The sequence below is a fragment of the Pseudomonas sp. GM21 genome (genome assembly GCF_000282215.1).
Taxonomy (GTDB): domain Bacteria; phylum Pseudomonadota; class Gammaproteobacteria; order Pseudomonadales; family Pseudomonadaceae; genus Aquipseudomonas.
Genome location: NZ_AKJS01000138.1, coordinates 22,857 through 41,547, shown reverse-complemented (window position 1 = coordinate 41,547; position 18,691 = coordinate 22,857). Strand labels below are relative to the sequence as shown.

Annotated in this window: 14 protein-coding genes; 11 read left to right on the top strand and 3 right to left on the bottom strand. The window is 60.1% G+C overall.

The features are described from left to right. The first annotated feature begins 3 nt into the window (after positions 1 to 3). The 5 genes from dgcB to PMI22_RS07240 all read left to right on the top strand — a co-directional run bounded on the left by dgcB (position 4) and on the right by PMI22_RS07240 (position 5,835). On the top strand, positions 4 to 1,953 hold the full coding sequence (dgcB, locus tag PMI22_RS07220; RefSeq protein ID WP_007947750.1) for a dimethylglycine demethylation protein DgcB: 1,950 nt from the start codon (positions 4 to 6) through the stop codon (positions 1,951 to 1,953). Further along, complete coding sequence (gene etfA / locus PMI22_RS07225) at positions 1,953 to 3,173, top strand: electron transfer flavoprotein subunit alpha (RefSeq protein ID WP_007947749.1); 1,221 nt, start codon at positions 1,953 to 1,955, stop codon at positions 3,171 to 3,173. Before dgcB ends, etfA begins: the two co-directional genes overlap by 1 nt. A 15-nt stretch (positions 3,174 to 3,188) precedes the next feature. Continuing rightward, positions 3,189 to 3,959 (top strand): electron transfer flavoprotein subunit beta, encoded by a 771-nt coding sequence (etfB, locus tag PMI22_RS07230; RefSeq protein ID WP_007947746.1) that lies wholly within the window; start codon positions 3,189 to 3,191, stop codon positions 3,957 to 3,959. Between the two features lie 20 nt (positions 3,960 to 3,979). Then, positions 3,980 to 4,546 (top strand): GNAT family N-acetyltransferase, encoded by a 567-nt coding sequence (locus tag PMI22_RS07235; RefSeq protein WP_007947744.1) that lies wholly within the window; start codon positions 3,980 to 3,982, stop codon positions 4,544 to 4,546. Positions 4,547 to 4,668: 122 nt separating this feature from the next. Next, positions 4,669 to 5,835: a retropepsin-like aspartic protease gene (locus PMI22_RS07240; RefSeq protein WP_007947743.1), complete on the top strand. Its 1,167-nt coding sequence runs from the start codon at positions 4,669 to 4,671 to the stop codon at positions 5,833 to 5,835. A gap of 770 nt (positions 5,836 to 6,605) precedes the next feature. Here the strand turns inward: PMI22_RS07240 and gbcA are convergent. Next, positions 6,606 to 7,901: a glycine-betaine demethylase subunit GbcA gene (gene gbcA, locus PMI22_RS07245; protein WP_007947742.1), complete on the bottom strand. Its 1,296-nt coding sequence runs from the start codon at positions 7,899 to 7,901 to the stop codon at positions 6,606 to 6,608. 296 nt (positions 7,902 to 8,197) lie between these two features. Between gbcA and gbcB the strand changes: the two genes are divergently transcribed. Next, positions 8,198 to 9,298 carry a glycine-betaine demethylase subunit GbcB gene (gbcB, locus tag PMI22_RS07250; RefSeq protein ID WP_007947741.1) on the top strand — a complete coding sequence of 367 codons (1,101 nt, stop codon included), beginning with the start codon at positions 8,198 to 8,200 and terminating at the stop codon, positions 9,296 to 9,298. A 126-nt stretch (positions 9,299 to 9,424) separates the two neighbouring features. Here gbcB and PMI22_RS07255 read toward each other — a convergent pair whose 3' ends face one another. Further along, positions 9,425 to 10,249 (bottom strand): SDR family oxidoreductase, encoded by an 825-nt coding sequence (locus PMI22_RS07255; protein WP_007947740.1) that lies wholly within the window; start codon positions 10,247 to 10,249, stop codon positions 9,425 to 9,427. A gap of 280 nt (positions 10,250 to 10,529) precedes the next feature. Further along, positions 10,530 to 11,570 carry a threonine aldolase family protein gene (locus PMI22_RS07260; RefSeq protein ID WP_007947739.1) on the bottom strand — a complete coding sequence of 347 codons (1,041 nt, stop codon included), beginning with the start codon at positions 11,568 to 11,570 and terminating at the stop codon, positions 10,530 to 10,532. A gap of 133 nt (positions 11,571 to 11,703) precedes the next feature. Here PMI22_RS07260 and PMI22_RS07265 point away from each other — a divergent pair, with 133 nt between their 5' ends. The 5 genes from PMI22_RS07265 (at position 11,704) to PMI22_RS07285 (ending at position 18,585) form a co-directional block, all read left to right on the top strand. Then, positions 11,704 to 12,414, top strand: a complete 711-nt coding sequence (locus PMI22_RS07265; RefSeq protein ID WP_033049554.1) for a TraX family protein — start codon at positions 11,704 to 11,706, stop codon at positions 12,412 to 12,414. A gap of 285 nt (positions 12,415 to 12,699) precedes the next feature. After that, on the top strand, positions 12,700 to 13,953 hold the full coding sequence (gene glyA, locus PMI22_RS07270) for a serine hydroxymethyltransferase (protein WP_007947736.1): 1,254 nt from the start codon (positions 12,700 to 12,702) through the stop codon (positions 13,951 to 13,953). 23 nt (positions 13,954 to 13,976) lie between these two features. Continuing rightward, on the top strand, positions 13,977 to 15,227 hold the full coding sequence (locus tag PMI22_RS07275; protein WP_007947735.1) for a sarcosine oxidase subunit beta: 1,251 nt from the start codon (positions 13,977 to 13,979) through the stop codon (positions 15,225 to 15,227). A 14-nt stretch (positions 15,228 to 15,241) separates the two neighbouring features. Continuing rightward, entirely contained in the window at positions 15,242 to 15,571 is a 330-nt protein-coding gene (locus PMI22_RS07280; protein WP_007947734.1) for a sarcosine oxidase subunit delta, read from the top strand. Beyond that, positions 15,568 to 18,585 (top strand): sarcosine oxidase subunit alpha, encoded by a 3,018-nt coding sequence (locus PMI22_RS07285; protein ID WP_007947733.1) that lies wholly within the window; start codon positions 15,568 to 15,570, stop codon positions 18,583 to 18,585. Before PMI22_RS07280 ends, PMI22_RS07285 begins: the two co-directional genes overlap by 4 nt. The last annotated feature ends 106 nt before the right edge of the window (positions 18,586 to 18,691 follow it).

Genomic DNA, 18,691 nt, shown 5'->3' with positions numbered 1-18,691 from the left:
CTGATGTTAAACACCCTTCTTCCAATCCTGTTGTTCGCTGCCTTGGGCCTGGCTGTCCTGGGCGCGTTGCGGCGGGTGGCCATGTGGCGTCAGGGCCGGGCTTCGAAAGTCGACCTGATCGGCGGTCTGTTCGCCATGCCCAAGCGTTACATGGTCGACTTGCACCACGTCGTCGCGCGGGACAAATATATCGCCAACACTCACGTCGCCACGGCTGGCGGTGCGGTGGCGTCCATCGTGCTGGCGATACTGGTGCACGGTTTCGGCCTGCATAACCGCATTCTTGGTTATGCGCTGCTGTTGATGACGGCAGTGATGTTCGTCGGCGCGATCTTTGTCTACCTGCGTCGGCGCAACCCGCCAGCGCGATTGTCCAAAGGCCCGTGGATGCGCCTGCCGAAAAGCCTGCTGGCGTTCTCGGCATCGTTCTTCCTGCTGACTCTGCCGGTCGCGGGCATCCTTCCGGAAAACTTCGGGGGGTGGCTGGTGGCTGCGATCCTCGGCGTCGGTGTGCTGTGGGGCGTCTCGGAACTGTTCTTTGGCATGACCTGGGGCGGGCCGATGAAGCATGCCTTCGCCGGTGCGCTGCACCTGGCCTGGCACCGTCGCGCCGAGCGTTTTAATGGTGGCCGTTCCACCGGTTTGAAACCGCTTGACCTTAACGACCCGACCGCGCCGCTGGGCGTGGAAAAGCCCAAGGATTTCACCTGGAACCAACTGCTCGGTTTCGACGCCTGTGTGCAGTGCGGTAAGTGCGAAGCCGCGTGCCCGGCATTCGCCGCTGGTCAGCCGTTGAACCCGAAAAAGCTGATCCAGGACATGGTCGTCGGCCTGGCCGGTGGTACTGATGCGAAATTCGCCGGTAGCCCTTATCCAGGCAAGGCGATCGGCGAACACGCCGGTAATCCCCATCAACCGATCGTCAACGGTCTGGTGGACGCCGAAACCCTGTGGTCCTGCACCACCTGCCGCGCCTGCGTCGAGGAATGCCCGATGATGATCGAGCACGTCGACGCCATCGTCGACATGCGCCGCCATCTGACCCTGGAAAAAGGCGCGACTCCGAACAAGGGCGCCGAAGTCCTGGAAAACCTGATCGCCACCGACAACCCGGGCGGCTTTGCGCCGGGCGGGCGGATGAACTGGGCAGCGGACTTGAACCTCGCGCTGATGAGCGAAAAGAAATCTGTCGACGTACTGTTCTGGGTCGGTGATGGCGCCTTCGACATGCGCAACCAGCGCACCCTGCGCGCCTTCGTCAAAGTACTGAAAGCGGCCAAAGTCGACTTCGCCGTGCTCGGGCTGGAAGAGCGCGACAGCGGTGACGTCGCCCGGCGTTTGGGCGATGAAGCAACCTTCCAGTTGTTGGCCAAACGCAACATCCAGACCCTGGCCAAGTACAGCTTCAACCGTATCGTCACCTGCGACCCGCACAGCTTTCACGTGCTGAAAAACGAGTACGGCGCCTTCGACGGCAACTACCTCGTGCAACACCACAGCACCTACATGGCGCAAATCATCGGCGCTGGCGCCCTGAACCTAGGTCAGCACAAAGGCAGCAGCGTGACCTATCACGATCCGTGCTACCTCGGTCGCTACAACGGCGAATACGAGGCGCCGCGTGAAGTGCTGCGCGCCCTCGGAATTGAAGTGAAAGAGATGCAACGCTCCGGTTTCCGCTCGCGCTGCTGCGGCGGCGGTGGCGGTGCGCCGATCACCGACATTCCGGGCAAGCAACGGATCCCCGACATGCGCATGGAAGACATCCGCGAAACCGGCGCCGAACTGGTGGCCGTGGGTTGTCCACAATGCACCGCGATGCTCGAAGGCGTGGTCGAACCGCGTCCGCTGATCAAGGACATCGCCGAACTGGTGGCCGATGCATTGCTCGAAGATGCCGCACCGAGCAAACCGGCTGCACCGGCCCAACGTGAACCCGCGGAGGCCCACTGATGAGCGACATTATCCGCCGTGACCCACGCGCCGAATGGATTGCCCGTAACCGCTTGCATCCGCTGCACGCGGCCATGCAACCGGCGCAACACAGCTGGATGGGCCCCAATGGCGTCATCCGCAAGAATCTGCATGGCATCGGTTTTATCGGCCCCAACGGCATCAAGCGCATTGACCGCAGCGGCGCTCAGCAGGGCGGGGCGACTAAACGAACCGCCGCCGTTGAGGTGCAATTGCCGCTGCATTCAGTGCCGGCACCGGCGTTCTACATCAGTGTGGTGCCGGACATGGTTGGCGGTCGCTTGAGCAGCCACGACCGCGACTTGTTAGGTCTGGCCCATCAATTGGCCGGCAAGGACGGCGCGGTATTGGCCGTGGTCTTCGGTGAACACAAAGAAAACACCTTCGTCACCGCAGGTGTTGATCGCTTGCTGGTATTGGAGGGCGACGAATTCAACGGTTATGCACCGGAACAACGGGTCCAGGGCCTGCGGGCTGTGGATAACCAGTTCAGCCCGCGTCACTGGCTGCTGCCGGACAGCCGCAGCGGTGGTGGCGAACTGGGTCGACGCTTTGCCGCCGCACTGGGCGAACGCCCGGCCACGCGGGTCTGGCAGGTCAAGGACCAGGAATGCATCGGCCGGGCCGGTGCCGGTTTGCAAGACCTCGCGCGTCCTGTCGCCCGGTTGATTCTGGCCGCTGCCGAATGCGCCGAACCGGTCAGCGAAACCCGTCACGAAGCCTTGCCGGTGGAGTTATCCACAGCCGTTGCGCGCAGTTTGTCGCGTATCGAGGACTTGGGCGCGGTGGCGGTGGACCCGGCGGCGATTCCAATGGCCGAAGCCGAATTCATCTTCTCTGGCGGCAACGGGGTCAAGGACTGGGGACTTTTCCACAGGACCGCCGAAGCACTGGGCGCCACCGAAGGCGCGTCCCGCGTGGCAGTGGACGATGGCTTCATGGCGCGTGACCGTCAGGTCGGTGCGTCCGGCACCTGGGTCACCGCGCGGGTTTACGTCGCGGTGGGCATTTCCGGGGCGATCCAGCACCTGCAGGGCATCGGTGCCTGCGACAAGGTGGTGGCGATCAACCTCGATCCTGGCTGCGACATGATCAAACGGGCCGACCTGTCGGTAATCGGCGAGAGCGCCGAGATTCTTCAAGCCTTGATCGATGCGGTGGCGGCTTACCGCAACGACGCCAAGCGCGATGCGGCTTAAGAGAAGGAAAGGGTTATGAGCACGAAAATCATCAGCCTGGTGTCCATCGGCGCCCACCCGACCTCTGGCCGGCCACGTCGCGCGGAGCAGGATGCGCGGGCGGTGGAACTGGGCCTGCAACTGGCCGGGGATAACCTGCAAGTGCTGCACGCTGGCGACGTCGCGGAACCGGCGTTGCGCGCTTACCTGGGCATGGGCCTCGACCAGCTACACGTGCTGGAACAACCATCGGGCGCCGATGCCTTGCCGGCGTTGACCGCTTATTTGCGCGATGCGGGGGCGCAGGTCGTGCTGACCGGCAGTCAGGCGGAAACTGGTGAGGGTTCGGGCATGTTGCCGTTCCTGCTGGCGGAAAGCCTCGGCTGGCCGCTGGTGGTGGGGTTGGCGCAGGTGGAATCCATCGACGGCAATTCAGCGCTGGTGCTTCAAGCCTTGCCGCGTGGTCAGCGCCGTCGCTTGAAAGTGCGCCTGCCGTTTCTCGCCACTGTGGATAACGCTGCGCCGAAGCCTCGGCAGAGCGCCTACGGACCGGCGCGTCGGGGTGTGTTACACGCCGATGACGTGGAAGTCGTCGACGATGAATTGCTGGCGGTCGCTACTCTGCAACCGGCCAAACCACGGCCCAAACGCTTGAAAGTGATCAAGGCCAAGAGCGGCGCCGATCGCATGAAGGCGGCGACGGCAAAGGCCAGCGGGGGCGGGGGGCAAGTGCTCAAGGGCGTTACGGCGCAAGCGGGGGCTGACGCCATTCTCAAATTGTTGATTGAAGAAGGAGTGGTCCGCTAACGGACCGTTGGGGGAAGTCTATGGCTGTTGAGTTTCGCTCTGCCCGGCGCAGCGACGCGCGGGAGATTGCGCGGTTGTTCCAGATTTCATCGGAGGGGGCTTCGGATTACATCTGGAGCCAGATAGCAGAGCCCGGCCAGGACCTGCTGGACGTTGGCGCCATCCGTTATGCCCGCGACGATGTGGATTTTTCCTATCAAAACTGTCTGATCGCCGAGTCAAACGGGGAAATCGTCGGCATGATGCACTGCTATGTGATGCGCCATGATCCGCTGGCGGCGCCGGTGACCGATCCGGTCTTGGCGCCCTACGCAACGATGGAAATCCCCGACACCCTCTATATCTCCAGCCTCGCGCTGCATGAGGGCTGGCGCAACCTCGGTCTGGGCAAGCAATTCCTCGCGTTCGCCTACGACCGGGCCAACCAGTTGGGGCTCAATGGCCTGAGCCTGATCGACTATGCCGCCAACACCGGTGCCCGGCGGTTTTACGAGCGACATGGCTTTCGTATCGTCGATACCTGCCAGATCACGCCCCACCCGATGATTCGGGTTACGGGGGAGGCCTATCTGATGTACCGGCCATAAGGGCTGCCGATCGCTCTGCCGCGCAGTGAGCTAAAGTTTTGCTGTGCGCTGGTTAAGGGTTTACGGAGCTTTCAGAGGTTCAGCGCTGAGTCATAAACCTGGTTTTTATGCGTGGGTTGAACATGAAGGTTCTGCGTAGGCGTGCAACGTGGTTGCTCAGTGCGGTGATGTGCGAGCCTGCGGGGTTGATGGCGGCTTCCAAAACTGAGTCCGATCAGGATTTTTACCAGTGGCTAGAGTCGGAGCCAGGGCAAACAGCGTCGTTGGCCCAACTGCGCCAGCAGTGCGACAAGGTGCTGGACGCCGAAAATAACCTCAATTGCTCCGTGTCCGTTTTCGCCCGAATGTTCGAGGCCAAAGCCGCCAATCAGTTGCCTGATTACTACCTGGCGATCAAGCGCCGCCATGCCCGGGCCATCGCGAGTGATTCCGAGCTCAACATCCTGTTTTCCATGTTTGGCCGCCAATCGCTCGCCACCCTGCGCGCGGTCGGTGATTTCTCGGTGACCCGCTCCCGACGGCACGAGGTGCTGCCGATTTATCCACGTCCCGGTGAGGGATACGTCACAGACGAAGTGCTGCCCTACATCGACGTCAAAGCGGCCAATGGTGTCTCGACACGCTTTATCTTAGACACCGGCGCCCCGCAAACCCGGGTCAACGACAAAACTGCCAAGCGGATGGGCATCACGTTATTGACCGACTCCCATTACGGCTATAGCACCTATTATGGCGAGCACAACCTGCCTGCCAAACTCGGGATCTTCGATTCTTTGAAGATCGGCGGGAGCGAGTTCAAGAACGTCCTGGTGTTTGTCAGTGACCGGGATAACCTGTTGGGGCTTGATCTGATCGGTAAGCTGGGGCGTCTGAAGCTCAAAAAAAAGACCCTGGCACTTAATGCTGAACCTCCTGCGCGATGCGATTCCCCCATTACCTATTCGCGTGCGGACATCAATCAAAGACTGACCATTGCCGCACGGCTGGATCGTCGGGAGACGCTGGCGATTGTTGATACAGGGAATGTGGATTACCTGACGTCGGCCTCACCGGGTGATCACCCGATTCACGTCGCCGAAAAATCGCGCCACCAGATCTTCAAGGGTGAGTTGGATTTGTCCGGGCACATCAGGTTAATGACCTACAAATACTACCCGGGCTTCACCATTCCTCCGTCGTTGGTGTCGGGTCAGTATGTGCCTTCGATTCTGTTGGGGTGGCGGGCATTCAATGATTATGAATTGAACCTGGACACTGAAGCGGGTCGTTCGTGCCTGAATAGAATCTGATTTACCCACAAACCCTGTTAGCGTTTCTGTGGATAACGTGTTTGCCCCTCGCTACACCCCATACATTTCAAGCCCTGTAAGCCTTCGTACAAAAAACAACCAGCCTAACTCGCGGTTTTTACAGGCTTTTTGCGGTGGATAAGGTTTCTCGCTTTCCAATACTTGCCCCCAATCTCTGTTGGCGCTTCTGTGGATAAGATGTTCGCTAACCGCTACAGGCCATGTAAACCGGGTGTCATAGGTGGTTGATTAAAAAACGATCAATCCATCGTATTGGACCGGTAAACTGCCCGCAAACCCCGATTTGTCGCGGCTTTCAACGGTTTCCCACAGAACCGCAGAAGTTGCCCCCAAACTCTGTTGGCGCTTCTGTGGATAAGGTGTTCGCCATCCTCTGCAAGCCATATAGAACGTGCCCTGCAAGCTTTTGATCAAAAAACGATCAGACGCTGTTAAAAACCCTGCTTCTGGATAAGTCACGGATTTTCTTCGGTTTCTGTGGAGAAAGTTATCTGTAACAGCACACTTGTCCCCAATAGCTGTGGGTGGAGGTGTGGATAACTTGTTTGCGGAAGGCTGGAAGGTGCGTGTGGCATAGCGCTGAACGGAATAGGTCATATTTCGTACAGTTCTGAATAAGGGGAGGGATATCGGGGAAGAATGTGTTGTTAGGGAGGGCGCTATCGCGAGCAGGCTCGCTCCCACAGGGGATTTGTGAACGACACAGATCAAATGTGGGAGCGAGCCTGCTCGCGATGCTTTTAGCTCTGTCAGCCTTGAACTGGAATCCCTTTGAGGTACGGCGCAGGCTCGGCCCCAAGGTTGTTCAGCAAGCGCTCGCTGTACCAGTCCACAAAGTTCACCACGCCAAACTCATAGGTCTTGGAGTAAGGCCCTGGCTGGTACGCCGTGGAATTGATGCCGCGCTGGTTCTCTTCGGCCAGGCGACGGTCCTGGTCGTTGGTGGCGTCCCAGACTTTGCGCATACGCTCCACGTCGTAGTCCACGCCTTCGACTGCGTCCTTGTGAACGATCCACTTGGTGGTGACCATGGTTTCCTGAGCGCTGATCGGCCACACGGTGAAGACGATGATGTGATCGCCCATGCAGTGGTTCCACGAGTGTGGCAGGTGCAGGATGCGCATCGAACCCAGGTCCGGGTTTTTGATGCGCCCCATGAGTTTGGCGCAGCCCTGTTTGCCGTCCAGGGTCATCGACACGGTGCCTTTGAGCAGCGGCATGCGCACGATGCGGTTACGCAGGCCGAAGCTGGCGTGGGCGTAAGGGATCTTTTCGGCTTCCCAGGCGGCGGCGGAGGCGGCGACGTGGTCCTTGAAGGCCTGGTCGGCACGCGGATCGGTGACGTCGTCCCATTCCAGCAGGGTTTTCAGCAGTTCCGGGTGCGATGCGTTGCAGTGGTAGCACTCGCGGTTGTTTTCCAGCACCAGTTTCCAGTTGGCCTTTTCCATCAAGGTGGTGGTAATCGCCACCTTGGTGTTCTCCATGTCGTACGGTTCCATGTAATGGTTCAGCGTCGACAGGAAGTCATCAATGGCGGGCGGATTTTCCGACAGGCTGATGAAAATGTAACCGCCAGCGGTTTTCACGTTCACCGGCTTGAGGCCGTACTGATTCATGTCGAAGTCGGCGCCCATTTCGGTGCCGGCGAACAGCAGACGACCGTCCAGCTCATAGGTCCACTGGTGGTAGTGGCAGACCAGTTTGGCGACTTTGCCTTTTTCACTGGTGCACAGACGCGAACCACGGTGGCGGCAGACGTTGTGGAACGCATGCACCACGCCGTCGGCGCCGCGAATCACGATGATCGGGTTCTTGCCGACTTGCAGGGTCAGGTAGTTGCCCTTGGTCGGGATCTCGCAGGTCATGCCGGCGATCAACCACTCTTTCTGAAAGATTTCCTGCATGTCGATATCAAACAGCCGCTCGTCAGAGTAAAACGGCTGCGGCAGCGAGAAGGTACGCTCGCGCTCTTGCAGCATCTGCGCGGTGGCCTTGCGTGCGGGTTCCAGTGGATCGCCCAGACTGATTTTTGCGGTGACGTCCATCGATTTGATCCTCATGGCCATTCTGTGTGGCCGGCGAAAGTGGCTAATCAGGTGTACTGCTAGAGGTTGCTACGCAAGGTGTAAAGGATGTGTCTTGGTATGGGGCGAGTGTGGGGCCGGCGCCGGCCAGAACCTTATCCACGAGCGACATGGCCCACTCTGTTCCCGACGCGCAACCCCCGGTAGCTGCTGGCTGGTCGCGATAAGTATGTGAATGTCGCAGATAGGTAAATGGGTGGTCCGCGCGTTACGCAGAATCGCCAACATAAGGCCGAGCATCGGCGGTGGAGAACAGCATGTCCAACAGCTTCCTGAATCCGGTAACGACCCAGACCTGGGCCAATGGTCGACACATCGTCCGTTGCGTCAAAGTCATCCAGGAAACCTGGGATGTGCGCACCTTCTGCTTCATGGCCGACCAGCCGATCATGTTCTTCTTTAAACCGGGGCAGTTCGTCACCCTGGAGCTGGAAATCGAAGGCGTGCCGATCATGCGCTCCTATACCATTTCCAGCTCGCCGTCGGTGCCGTACAGCTTTTCGGTGACCATCAAGCGTGTGCCGGGCGGCAAGGTTTCGAACTGGCTGCATGACACCCTGCATGAAGGTCAGGAGCTGGCGGTACACGGCCCGGTCGGGCTGTTCAACGCCATGGACTTCACCGCGCCGAAAGTGCTGTACCTCAGCGGCGGCGTCGGCATCACGCCGGTCATGTCCATGGCGCGCTGGTTCTACGACACCAACGGTAACGTCGACATGGTGTTTATCCACAGCGCCCGCTCGCCCAAAGACATCATTTACCACCGCGAACTGGAACACATGGCGTCGCGGATCGATAACTTCAGCCTGCACCTGATCTGCGAGAAGCATGGTCTGGGCGAACCATGGGCCGGTTATCGCGGGTACCTGAACCACAAGATGCTTGAGCTGATGGCGCCAGACTTCCTTGAGCGCGAAGTGTTCTGCTGCGGCCCGACGCCGTATATGACGGCAGTCAAACGCTTGCTGGAAAACGCCGGTTTCGACATGAAGCGCTATCACGAGGAATCCTTTGGCGCCACGCCGCCGGAAGCCCGTGCCGATGCGGTGGAACAAGCCGAGCAAGCGGCGGATGCGCCGGAAGTCGATCTGGCGGACCTGCATCAAGTGGAATTCACCGCGTCCGGCAAAAGCATTCGCGTGGCGCCGGGTGAAACCGTTCACGCCGCCGCGGCCAAGCTCGGGCTGTTGATTCCGAAAGCGTGCGGGATGGGGATCTGCGGGACGTGCAAGGTGATGAAGCTGGGTGGCGAAGTCGAGATGGACCACAACGGCGGGATCACCGAAGAAGACGAGGCCGAAGGGTTCATCCTGTCGTGCTGCAGCGTGCCGAAGGGTGACGTGCGGATCGAGTTCTGACGGTTGCACAACTACCTTGTAGGAGCTGTCGAGTGAAACGAGGCTGCGATCTTGATCTTTTGAAATCAAAGTCAAAAGATCGCAGCCTCGTTTCACTCGACAGCTCCTACAGGGGGGGTGGAGATTTCAGTCAATAAACAAGTCCGGCATCAACTTGTCGTTGGTGCCGGGCTCAAAGCGGTAGTGATCGAATTCGGTCACGCCATGCTCCCGCAGAATTTCCTCATCAATCAGCAATCGCCCGGTGATGCTGCGCCCGCTGCTGTCCAGAATGACGTGGGCGGCATCCGCCATGATTTCCGGCGTGCGCGCGTGTTTGAACGATTCCCGTGAGCCGAGCTGAAACTCAATGGCGGCAGTGGCGATCATGGTCTGTGGCCACAGCGAGTTGACGCTGATGCCGTAATTCTTGAATTCCTCGCTCATGCCAATCGTCAGCATGCTCATGCCGTATTTGGTCACGGTGTAGGGGCTGTATTGCGCGAACCACTGGGTCGCCAGATTCAATGGCGGCGACAGGTTAAGAATGTGCCCACCGGTTTTTTTCAGATAGGGCAGGGCGGCCTGGCTGCACAGCAGGACGGCGCGGGTATTGATTTGGTGCATCAGGTCGAAACGCTTGAGTTCGATGTGTTGAACCCCGGTCAGCTTGATCGCCCCGGCGTTGTTGATCAGCGCATCGATACCGCCGAAATGTTCGTTGGCTTGGGCCAGGGCTTTTCGTACCGCGTCTTCGTCACGCACATCCACCTGCAATGCCAGCGCCTTTGCGCCCGCCGCTTCAACTTCCTGCGCCACGCTGAAAATCGTGCCCGGTAGCTTGGGGTGCGGCTCGGCGCTTTTGGCCGCAATCACAATGTTGGCCCCGGCACGCGCCGCGCGCAGCGCGATCTCACGACCGATCCCGCGGCTGGCGCCGGTGATGAAAAGGGTTTTGCCTTTCAATGACATGCGTGCGCTCCCGATTATTGTTATGAGAGCGGATCAAAACCGCTCGCAGACAATGTAGACCAAGAGTTGCGTCACGCTCAGAGGCACTTTTTGTATCGGGAGGGCGACAGCGCTTTTATGTAGCAGCTGGCGCAGCCTGCGTTCGGCTGCACAGCAGTCGTGAATTCGGCCAACGCGGTATGTCATGCACACCGCGTTATAGGGTTTACGACTGCTTCGCAGCCGGACGCAGGCTTCGCCAGCTGCTACAGGGACTGTGTCGTTTCTGGCTGGTGGGAGATCAGCGGGACATGACTTCGCGAATGTCTGCGGCCAATTCCCGTACGCGCTCTTCTTCGGTGTCCCACGAGCACATGAAGCGGGCGCCACCGTTGCCGATGAAAGTGTAGAAGCGCCAGCCCTTGGCGGTCAGGGCGGCGATGGCCGGTTCCGAGAGTTGCAGGAATACGCCGTTGGCCTGCACCGGAAACATCAGTTCCACTCCCGTAATGTCGCTCACCAGTTCGGCTAGCAACTGCGCGCAATGGTTGGCGTGGCGGGCGTATTTGAGCCAGGCGTCGTTTTCCAGGATCCCGACCCAGGGCGCCGAGAGGAAGCGCATTTTCGAGGCCAGCTGCCCGGCCTGTTTGCAGCGGTAGTCGAAGTCTTCAGCCAGTTTTTGGTTGAAGAACAAAATGGCCTCACCGACCGCCATGCCGTTTTTCGTGCCGCCGAAGCACAGCACGTCGACGCCGGCCTTCCAGGTCAGGTCCGCTGGCGAGCAGCCGAGGAACGCGCAAGCGTTGGAGAAACGCGCGCCGTCCATGTGCAGGTTCAGGCCCAGCTCTTTGCAAGTAACGCTGATGGCACGGATTTCTTCCGGGGTGTAGACGCTGCCGACTTCAGTGGCCTGGGTCAGGGTCACAACGCGCGGTTTTGGGTAGTGAATGTCCTGGCGCTTGAGGGCGACTTCGCGGATCGATTCCGGGGTCAGCTTGCCGTTTTCAGTGCGGGCGATCAGCAGCTTGGAACCGTTGGAGAAGAATTCCGGTGCGCCGCATTCGTCGGTTTCGACGTGGGCTGTTTCCGAGCAGATCACGCTGTGGTAACTCTGGCACAACGACGACAGGGCCAAGGAGTTGGCGGCAGTGCCGTTGAAGGCGAAGAACACTTCGCAGTCGGTTTCGAACAGTTTGCGGAAATAGTCGGAGGCGCGAGCGGTCCATTCATCGTCGCCGTAAGCGCGCTGGTGGCCGTGGTTGGCCTGTTCCATGGCCGCCCAGGCTTCAGGGCAGATACCGGAATAGTTGTCGCTGGCGAATTGTTGGCTCTTATCGGTCATAGCCCTGCTTTCCGTGGTCGAGACGCCTATGGTGAAGCGACTCGTGGTCAATGATGGTGCGCACTTTACCGAAGATCATCCGGGGAGCACACGCGATGCGTCTGACAGAAAAACACAAAGACGACGGGCAATTATGCACATGACGCAACGGGATGGGGCACTGGATCTGCTCAAGTGGCTGGCGCTGTTGAGCATGGTGCTCGATCACCTGCGATATGTCGGTTATTCCGTCGATCTGCTGTATGTCCCGGGACGGTTGGCGTTTCCGTGGTTTTGCCTGGCGATGGCGGTGAACCTTTCCCGTGCACGGGAAGTTACACATCAATGGCGGTATTTGGGCTGGTTGCTGCTGTTCAGTGCCGTCAGCGAAATACCTTACCGGCTGTTCATCCCTCATCTTTCCACCTTGAATGTGATGCCAACGCTGGCGCTCGGTCTGTTGGTTGCGCGTGGGTGGCAGCACCCGACGCTGTCATCGCGGCTGCTGGCGATTGGCGCGCTGTCGCTGGCGGCATTGTTCCGCGAACACGTGATGTTTGGTTTCTTTGGGGTGCTGTTGCCGTTGGCGATGGTGCTGGTGATTCGGCGTCCCTGGTATTTCGCGCTGCTACCGGGGTTGGTCTGTCTGGCAGCCAACGAATTGCACGTGCTGTATTACGCCGCGAAGCTGGGCAACAGTGCTGCCGTTCCTGGCATCGTCGCTTGTCTGATTGCGCCACTGCTTGGAATGTTGCTATTGCGACATGCCAGAGGCGTTCATCCGCCGCCGATGCGGCGCTGGGCATATGCCCTGTATCCGCTGCATTTCCTGCTGTTGCTCGCAGTCCGCCAAGTCTTCACATAACCCCTGTGGGAGCCAGCCTGCTGGCGATTGCGGAGGTTCAGCCACCTTCAGTGTCGCCTGTGCCGCCGTCATCGCCAGCAGGCTGGCTCCCACAGGGGATTTGCGCAGATTAGGAGGGTGTGTCTGTCAGAGCATTTCCCGCCATGTCGTAAACGCACCTTTGCGTGGCGTGCGTAGGCATTTGATCTGCCAGCGCCGGTCATACCATCGCATTCAAAGGGCACAGCCGAAAGGCGCATGCCTCACCGAGACGAATGGCGCACCACCGCCGCTGGGAGAGACGCGATGTTCAGCAAGCAAGACCAGATCCAGGGTTACGACGATGCACTGCTGGCGGCGATGAATGCCGAGGAGCAACGCCAGGAAGATCACATCGAGCTGATCGCGTCCGAGAACTACACCAGCAAACGCGTCATGGAAGCGCAAGGCAGCGGCCTGACCAACAAATACGCCGAAGGCTATCCGGGCAAGCGCTACTACGGTGGCTGCGAGCACGTCGACAAGGTTGAAGCCCTGGCCATCGATCGCGCCAAGCAACTGTTTGGTGCCGACTACGCCAACGTCCAGCCGCACTCCGGTTCTTCGGCCAACAGCGCCGTCTACCTGGCACTGCTGCAAGCGGGCGACACCATTCTCGGCATGAGCCTGGCTCATGGCGGTCACCTGACCCACGGCGCCAAAGTGTCGTCCTCGGGCAAGCTGTATAACGCCGTGCAGTACGGCATCGACACCAAAACCGGGTTGATCGACTACGACGAAGTCGAGCGTCTGGCCGTCGAGTGCAAGCCGAAGATGATCGTTGCCGGTTTCTCGGCCTATTCCAAGACCCTCGACTTCCCGCGCTTCCGTCAGATTGCCGACAAAGTCGGTGCCCTGCTGTTCGTCGACATGGCGCACGTCGCCGGTCTGGTCGCCGCCGGTTTGTATCCGAACCCGCTGCCTTACGCCGACGTGGTCACCACCACCACCCACAAGACCCTGCGCGGTCCGCGTGGTGGCCTGATCCTGTGCAAGTCCAACGAAGAAATCGAGAAGAAACTCAACGCTGCGGTATTCCCGGGTGCCCAGGGCGGCCCGCTGATGCACGTGATCGCCGGTAAGGCGGTGTGCTTCAAGGAAGCGCTGGAGCCTGGCTTCAAGGCCTATCAACAACAAGTGATCGACAACGCCCAGGCCATGGCCGGCGTGTTTATCAAACGCGGCTACGATGTAGTGTCCGGCGGCACCGATAACCACCTGTTCCTGGTCAGCCTTATCCGTCAGGGCCTCACCGGCAAAGAGGCGGATGCAGCACTCGGTCGCGCCCACATCACCGTGAACAAGAACGCTGTCCCGAACGATCCACAGTCGCCGTTCGTGACCTCCGGCCTGCGCATCGGCACCCCGGCGGTGACCACGCGCGGCTTCAAGGTGACCCAGTGCGTGACGCTCGCCGGCTGGATCTGCGACATCCTCGACAACCTCGGCGATGCCGATGTCGAGGCCAATGTCGCCGAGCAGGTTTCGGCCCTGTGCGCGGACTTCCCGGTTTATCGCTGAGCGCGGTTTTGGAGTAAATGACTATGCAACGCTACTCGGGCTTTGGCCTCTTCAAACACTCCCTCAGCCATCACGAAAACTGGCAGAAAATGTGGCGCACGCCGACCCCTAAAAAGGTCTATGACGTGGTCATCGTCGGCGGTGGCGGGCATGGTCTGGCGACCGCCTACTACCTGGCCAAGGAACACGGCATCACCAACGTGGCCGTGGTCGAGAAAGGCTGGCTGGGCGGCGGTAACACCGCGCGCAACACCACCATCGTTCGCTCCAACTACCTGTGGGACGAGTCGGCGCACCTGTACGAACACGCGATGAAACTGTGGGAAGGTCTGTCCCAGGACCTGAACTACAACGTGATGTTCTCCCAGCGCGGCGTCTACAACTTGTGCCACACCCTGCAAGACATTCGTGATTCCGAGCGTCGGGTCAGCGCCAACCGCCTCAACGGCGTGGACGGCGAATTGCTCGATGCCAAGCAAGTGGCCGATGAGATTCCGTACCTCGACTGCTCCAAGAACACTCGCTATCCGGTGATGGGCGCGACCGTCCAGCGTCGCGGCGGCGTGGCCCGTCACGATGCCGTGGCATGGGGCTTTGCCCGTGCCGCTGACGCACTGGGCGTGGACTTGATTCAACAGACCGAAGTGATCGGCTTCCGCAAGGAAAACGGCGTGTGCATCGGTGTGGAAACCAACAAGGGCTTCATCGGTGCCAAGCGCGTCGGTGTCGTGACCGCCGGTAACTCCGGGCACATGGCCAAGCTCGCCGGTTTCCGTCTGCCGATCGAATCCCACCCGCTGCAAGCGCTCGTGTCTGAGCCGATCAAACCGATTATCGACAGCGTGATCATGTCCAACGCCGTGCACGGTTACATCAGCCAGTCCGACAAGGGTGACCTGGTGATCGGCGCCGGTATCGACGGCTACAACGGCTACGGCCAGCGTGGTTCGTACCCGGTGATCGAGCACACCATCCAGGCCATCGTCGAGATGTTCCCGGTACTGTCCCGCGTACGCATGAACCGTCAGTGGGGCGGCATCGTCGACACTACCCCGGATGCGTGCCCGATCATTTCCAAAACCCCGGTACCGAACATGTTCTTCAACTGCGGTTGGGGCACCGGCGGCTTCAAGGCCACACCTGGCTCGGGCAACGTATTTGCCGCAAGCCTGGCCAAGGGTGAAATGCACCCATTGGCCGCACCTTTCTCCATCGACCGTTTCCACAACGGTGCGTTGATCGATGAACATGGCGCTGCTGCGGTTGCCCACTAACAGGAGAAATCCCCATGTTGCATATCTTCTGTCCTCACTGCGGCGAACTGCGCTCCGAAGAGGAATTCCATGCATCCGGCCAGGCGCACATCCCGCGTCCACTGGATCCGACCACCTGCACCGACGAGGAGTGGGGCGACTACATGTTCTTCCGCGATAACCCTCGCGGTCTGCACCACGAGCTGTGGGATCACGTTGCCGGTTGCCGTCAATACTTCAACGTCACCCGTGACACCGTGACCTACGAGATTCTCGAGACCTACAAGATCGGCACCAAGCCGCAGTTCACCGACAAGACTGAAAGTCCGAAAGCGGCCGCGCAGGCTCTGGGAGCGAAGGTATGAGCCAGATCAATCGCCTGTCCAACGGTGGACGGATCGACCGCAACAAAGTGCTGAACTTCACCTTCAACGGCCAGAGCTACAAAGGCTTTGAAGGCGATTCGCTGGCCGCCGCCCTGCTGGCCAACGGTGTGGACATCATCGGTCGCAGCTTCAAATACTCCCGTCCGCGCGGCATCTTCGCCGCCGGTGCCGAAGAGCCGAACGCCGTGCTGCAGATCGGCGCGACCGAAGCCACGCAGATCCCGAACGTACGCGCCACGCAACAAGCGCTGTATCAAGGTTTGGTCGCCACCAGCACCAACGGCTGGCCAAGCGTGAACAACGACATGATGGGGATTCTCGGCAAGGTCGGCGGCAAGCTGATGCCGCCGGGCTTCTACTACAAAACCTTCATGTACCCGCAATCGTTCTGGATGACCTACGAGAAGTACATTCGTAAGGCCGCCGGTCTTGGCCGCTCGCCGACCGAGAACGATCCGGACACCTACGACTACATGAACCAGCACTGCGACGTGCTGATCGTCGGCGGTGGCCCTGCTGGCCTGGCCGCTGCATTGGCAGCAGCCCGCAGCGGTGCCCGCGTGATCCTCGCTGATGAACAGGAAGAGTTCGGCGGCAGCCTGCTCGACTCCCGCGAAAGCCTCGACGGCAAGCCTGCCGCCGAATGGATCGCCAGCGTCATCGCCGAACTGAAAGACACCCCGGACGTGCTGCTGTTGCCGCGCGCCACGGTCAACGGTTACCACGACCATAACTTCCTGACCATCCACGAGCGCCTGACCGATCACCTCGGCGACCGCGCCCCGATTGGCCAGGTGCGTCAGCGCATCCACCGGGTTCGCGCCAAGCGTGTGGTTCTCGCCACCGGGGCTCACGAGCGTCCACTGGTCTACGGTAACAACGACGTGCCGGGCAACATGCTCGCTGGCGCCGTCTCGACTTACATTCGTCGTTACGGCGTGGCGCCGGGCAAAAAACTGGTGCTGTCGACTAACAACGATCACGCCTACCGCGTGGCGCTGGACTGGCTCGACGCCAGCCTGCAAGTCGTCGCCATCGCCGATGCCCGCAGCAATCCGCGTGGTGCCCTGGTTGAAGAAGCACGTGCCAAAGGCATCCGCATCCTGACCGGCAGCGCCGTGATCGAGGCCCGTGGCAGCAAGCACGTGACCGCTGCTCGTGTCGCTGCGATTGATGTCAAAGCCCACGCCGTGACCAGTCCTGGCGAGTGGCTCGACTGCGATCTGGTGGCGAGTTCCGGTGGTTACAGCCCGGTGGTTCACCTGGCTTCGCACTTGGGCGGCAAGCCGATCTGGCGTGAAGACATCCTCGGTTTCGTGCCGGGCGAAGCACCGCAAAAACGCGTGTGCGTCGGTGGCATCAACGGCGTCTACGGTCTTGGTGATTCTCTGGCCGATGGTTTTGAAGGGGGCGCTCGCGCCGCTGCTGAAGCCGGGTTCCAAATGGTTGAAGGCGTACTGCCAAAAGCCTTGAGCCGTCTGGAAGAGCCAACGCTGGCGCTGTTCCAGGTGCCTCACGAAAAGAACACCGCACGGGCGCCGAAGCAATTCGTCGACCTGCAAAACGACGTCACCGCTGCCGCCATCGAACTGGCGACCCGCGAAGGCTTCGAGTCGGTCGAGCACGTCAAACGCTACACCGCATTGGGTTTCGGAACGGACCAGGGCAAGCTCGGCAACGTCAATGGCCTGGCCATCGCCGCCCGTTCGCTGAACGTGACCATCCCGCAGATGGGCACCACCATGTTCCGCCCCAACTACACGCCGGTGACGTTCGGCGCTGTGGCCGGTCGTCACTGTGGGCACATCTTCGAGCCGGTGCGTCACACCGCGCTGCATCACTGGCACGTGAAAAACGGCGCCGAGTTTGAAGATGTCGGTCAGTGGAAACGTCCGTGGTACTTCCCGAAAACCGGAGAAGACATTCACGCCGCCGTGAAACGCGAATGCAAAGCCGTGCGCGACAGCGTCGGCCTGCTGGACGCATCGACACTGGGCAAGATCGATATCCAGGGTCCGGATTGCCGTGAGTTCCTCAATCGCATCTACACCAACGCCTGGACCAAGCTCGATGTGGGCAAGGCGCGCTACGGCCTGATGTGCAAAGAAGACGGCATGGTCTTCGACGACGGCGTAACCGCTTGCCTCGCCGACAACCATTTCGTGATGACCACCACCACTGGCGGCGCTGCACGCGTGCTGCAATGGCTGGAAATCTACCACCAGACCGAATGGCCGGAGCTGAAGGTGTACTTCACTTCCGTGACGGATCACTGGGCAACCATGACCCTGTCCGGGCCGAACAGCCGCAAGCTGCTCAGCCACGTCACCGACATCGACCTGAGCAACGAAGCCTTCCCGTTCATGACCTGGAAAGAAGGTTTGGTCGGCGGTGTGCCGGCGCGGGTGTTCCGGATTTCGTTTACCGGTGAGCTGTCGTACGAAGTCAACGTGCAAGCCGACTACGCCATGGGTGTGCTGGAAAAAATTGTCGAGGCTGGCAAGCAGTACAACCTGACGCCATACGGCACCGAAACCATGCACATCCTGCGGGCCGAGAAAGGTTTCATCATCGTTGGGCAGGACACTGACGGCTCGATGACCCCGGACGACTTGAACATGGGCTGGTGCGTCGGTCGCACTAAACCTTTCTCATGGATCGGCCAGCGTGGCATGAACCGCGAAGACTGCGTGCGTGATCAACGCAAACAGCTGGTGGGTCTGAAGCCGATCGATCCGACCAAGTGGCTGCCGGAAGGCGCGCAACTGGTGTTCAACACCAAGCAAGCGATCCCGATGACCATGGTCGGTCACGTGACCTCCAGCTACCTGCACAACTCCCTTGGCTATTCGTTTGCCATGGGCGTGGTCAAAGGCGGGTTGAAGCGCATCGGTGAGCGAGTGTTCGCACCGCTGGCGGATGGCAGCGTGATCGAGGCGGAAATTGTTTCTTCGGTGTTCTTCGATCCGAAAGGTGATCGCCAGAACGTGTAAGTCGATCGTTCCCACGCTCTGCGTGGGAATGCATCCCGGGACGCTCCGCGTCCCTCTAACAGCCGAACGCGGAGCGTCCGTAGAGGCATTCCCACGCAGAGCGTGG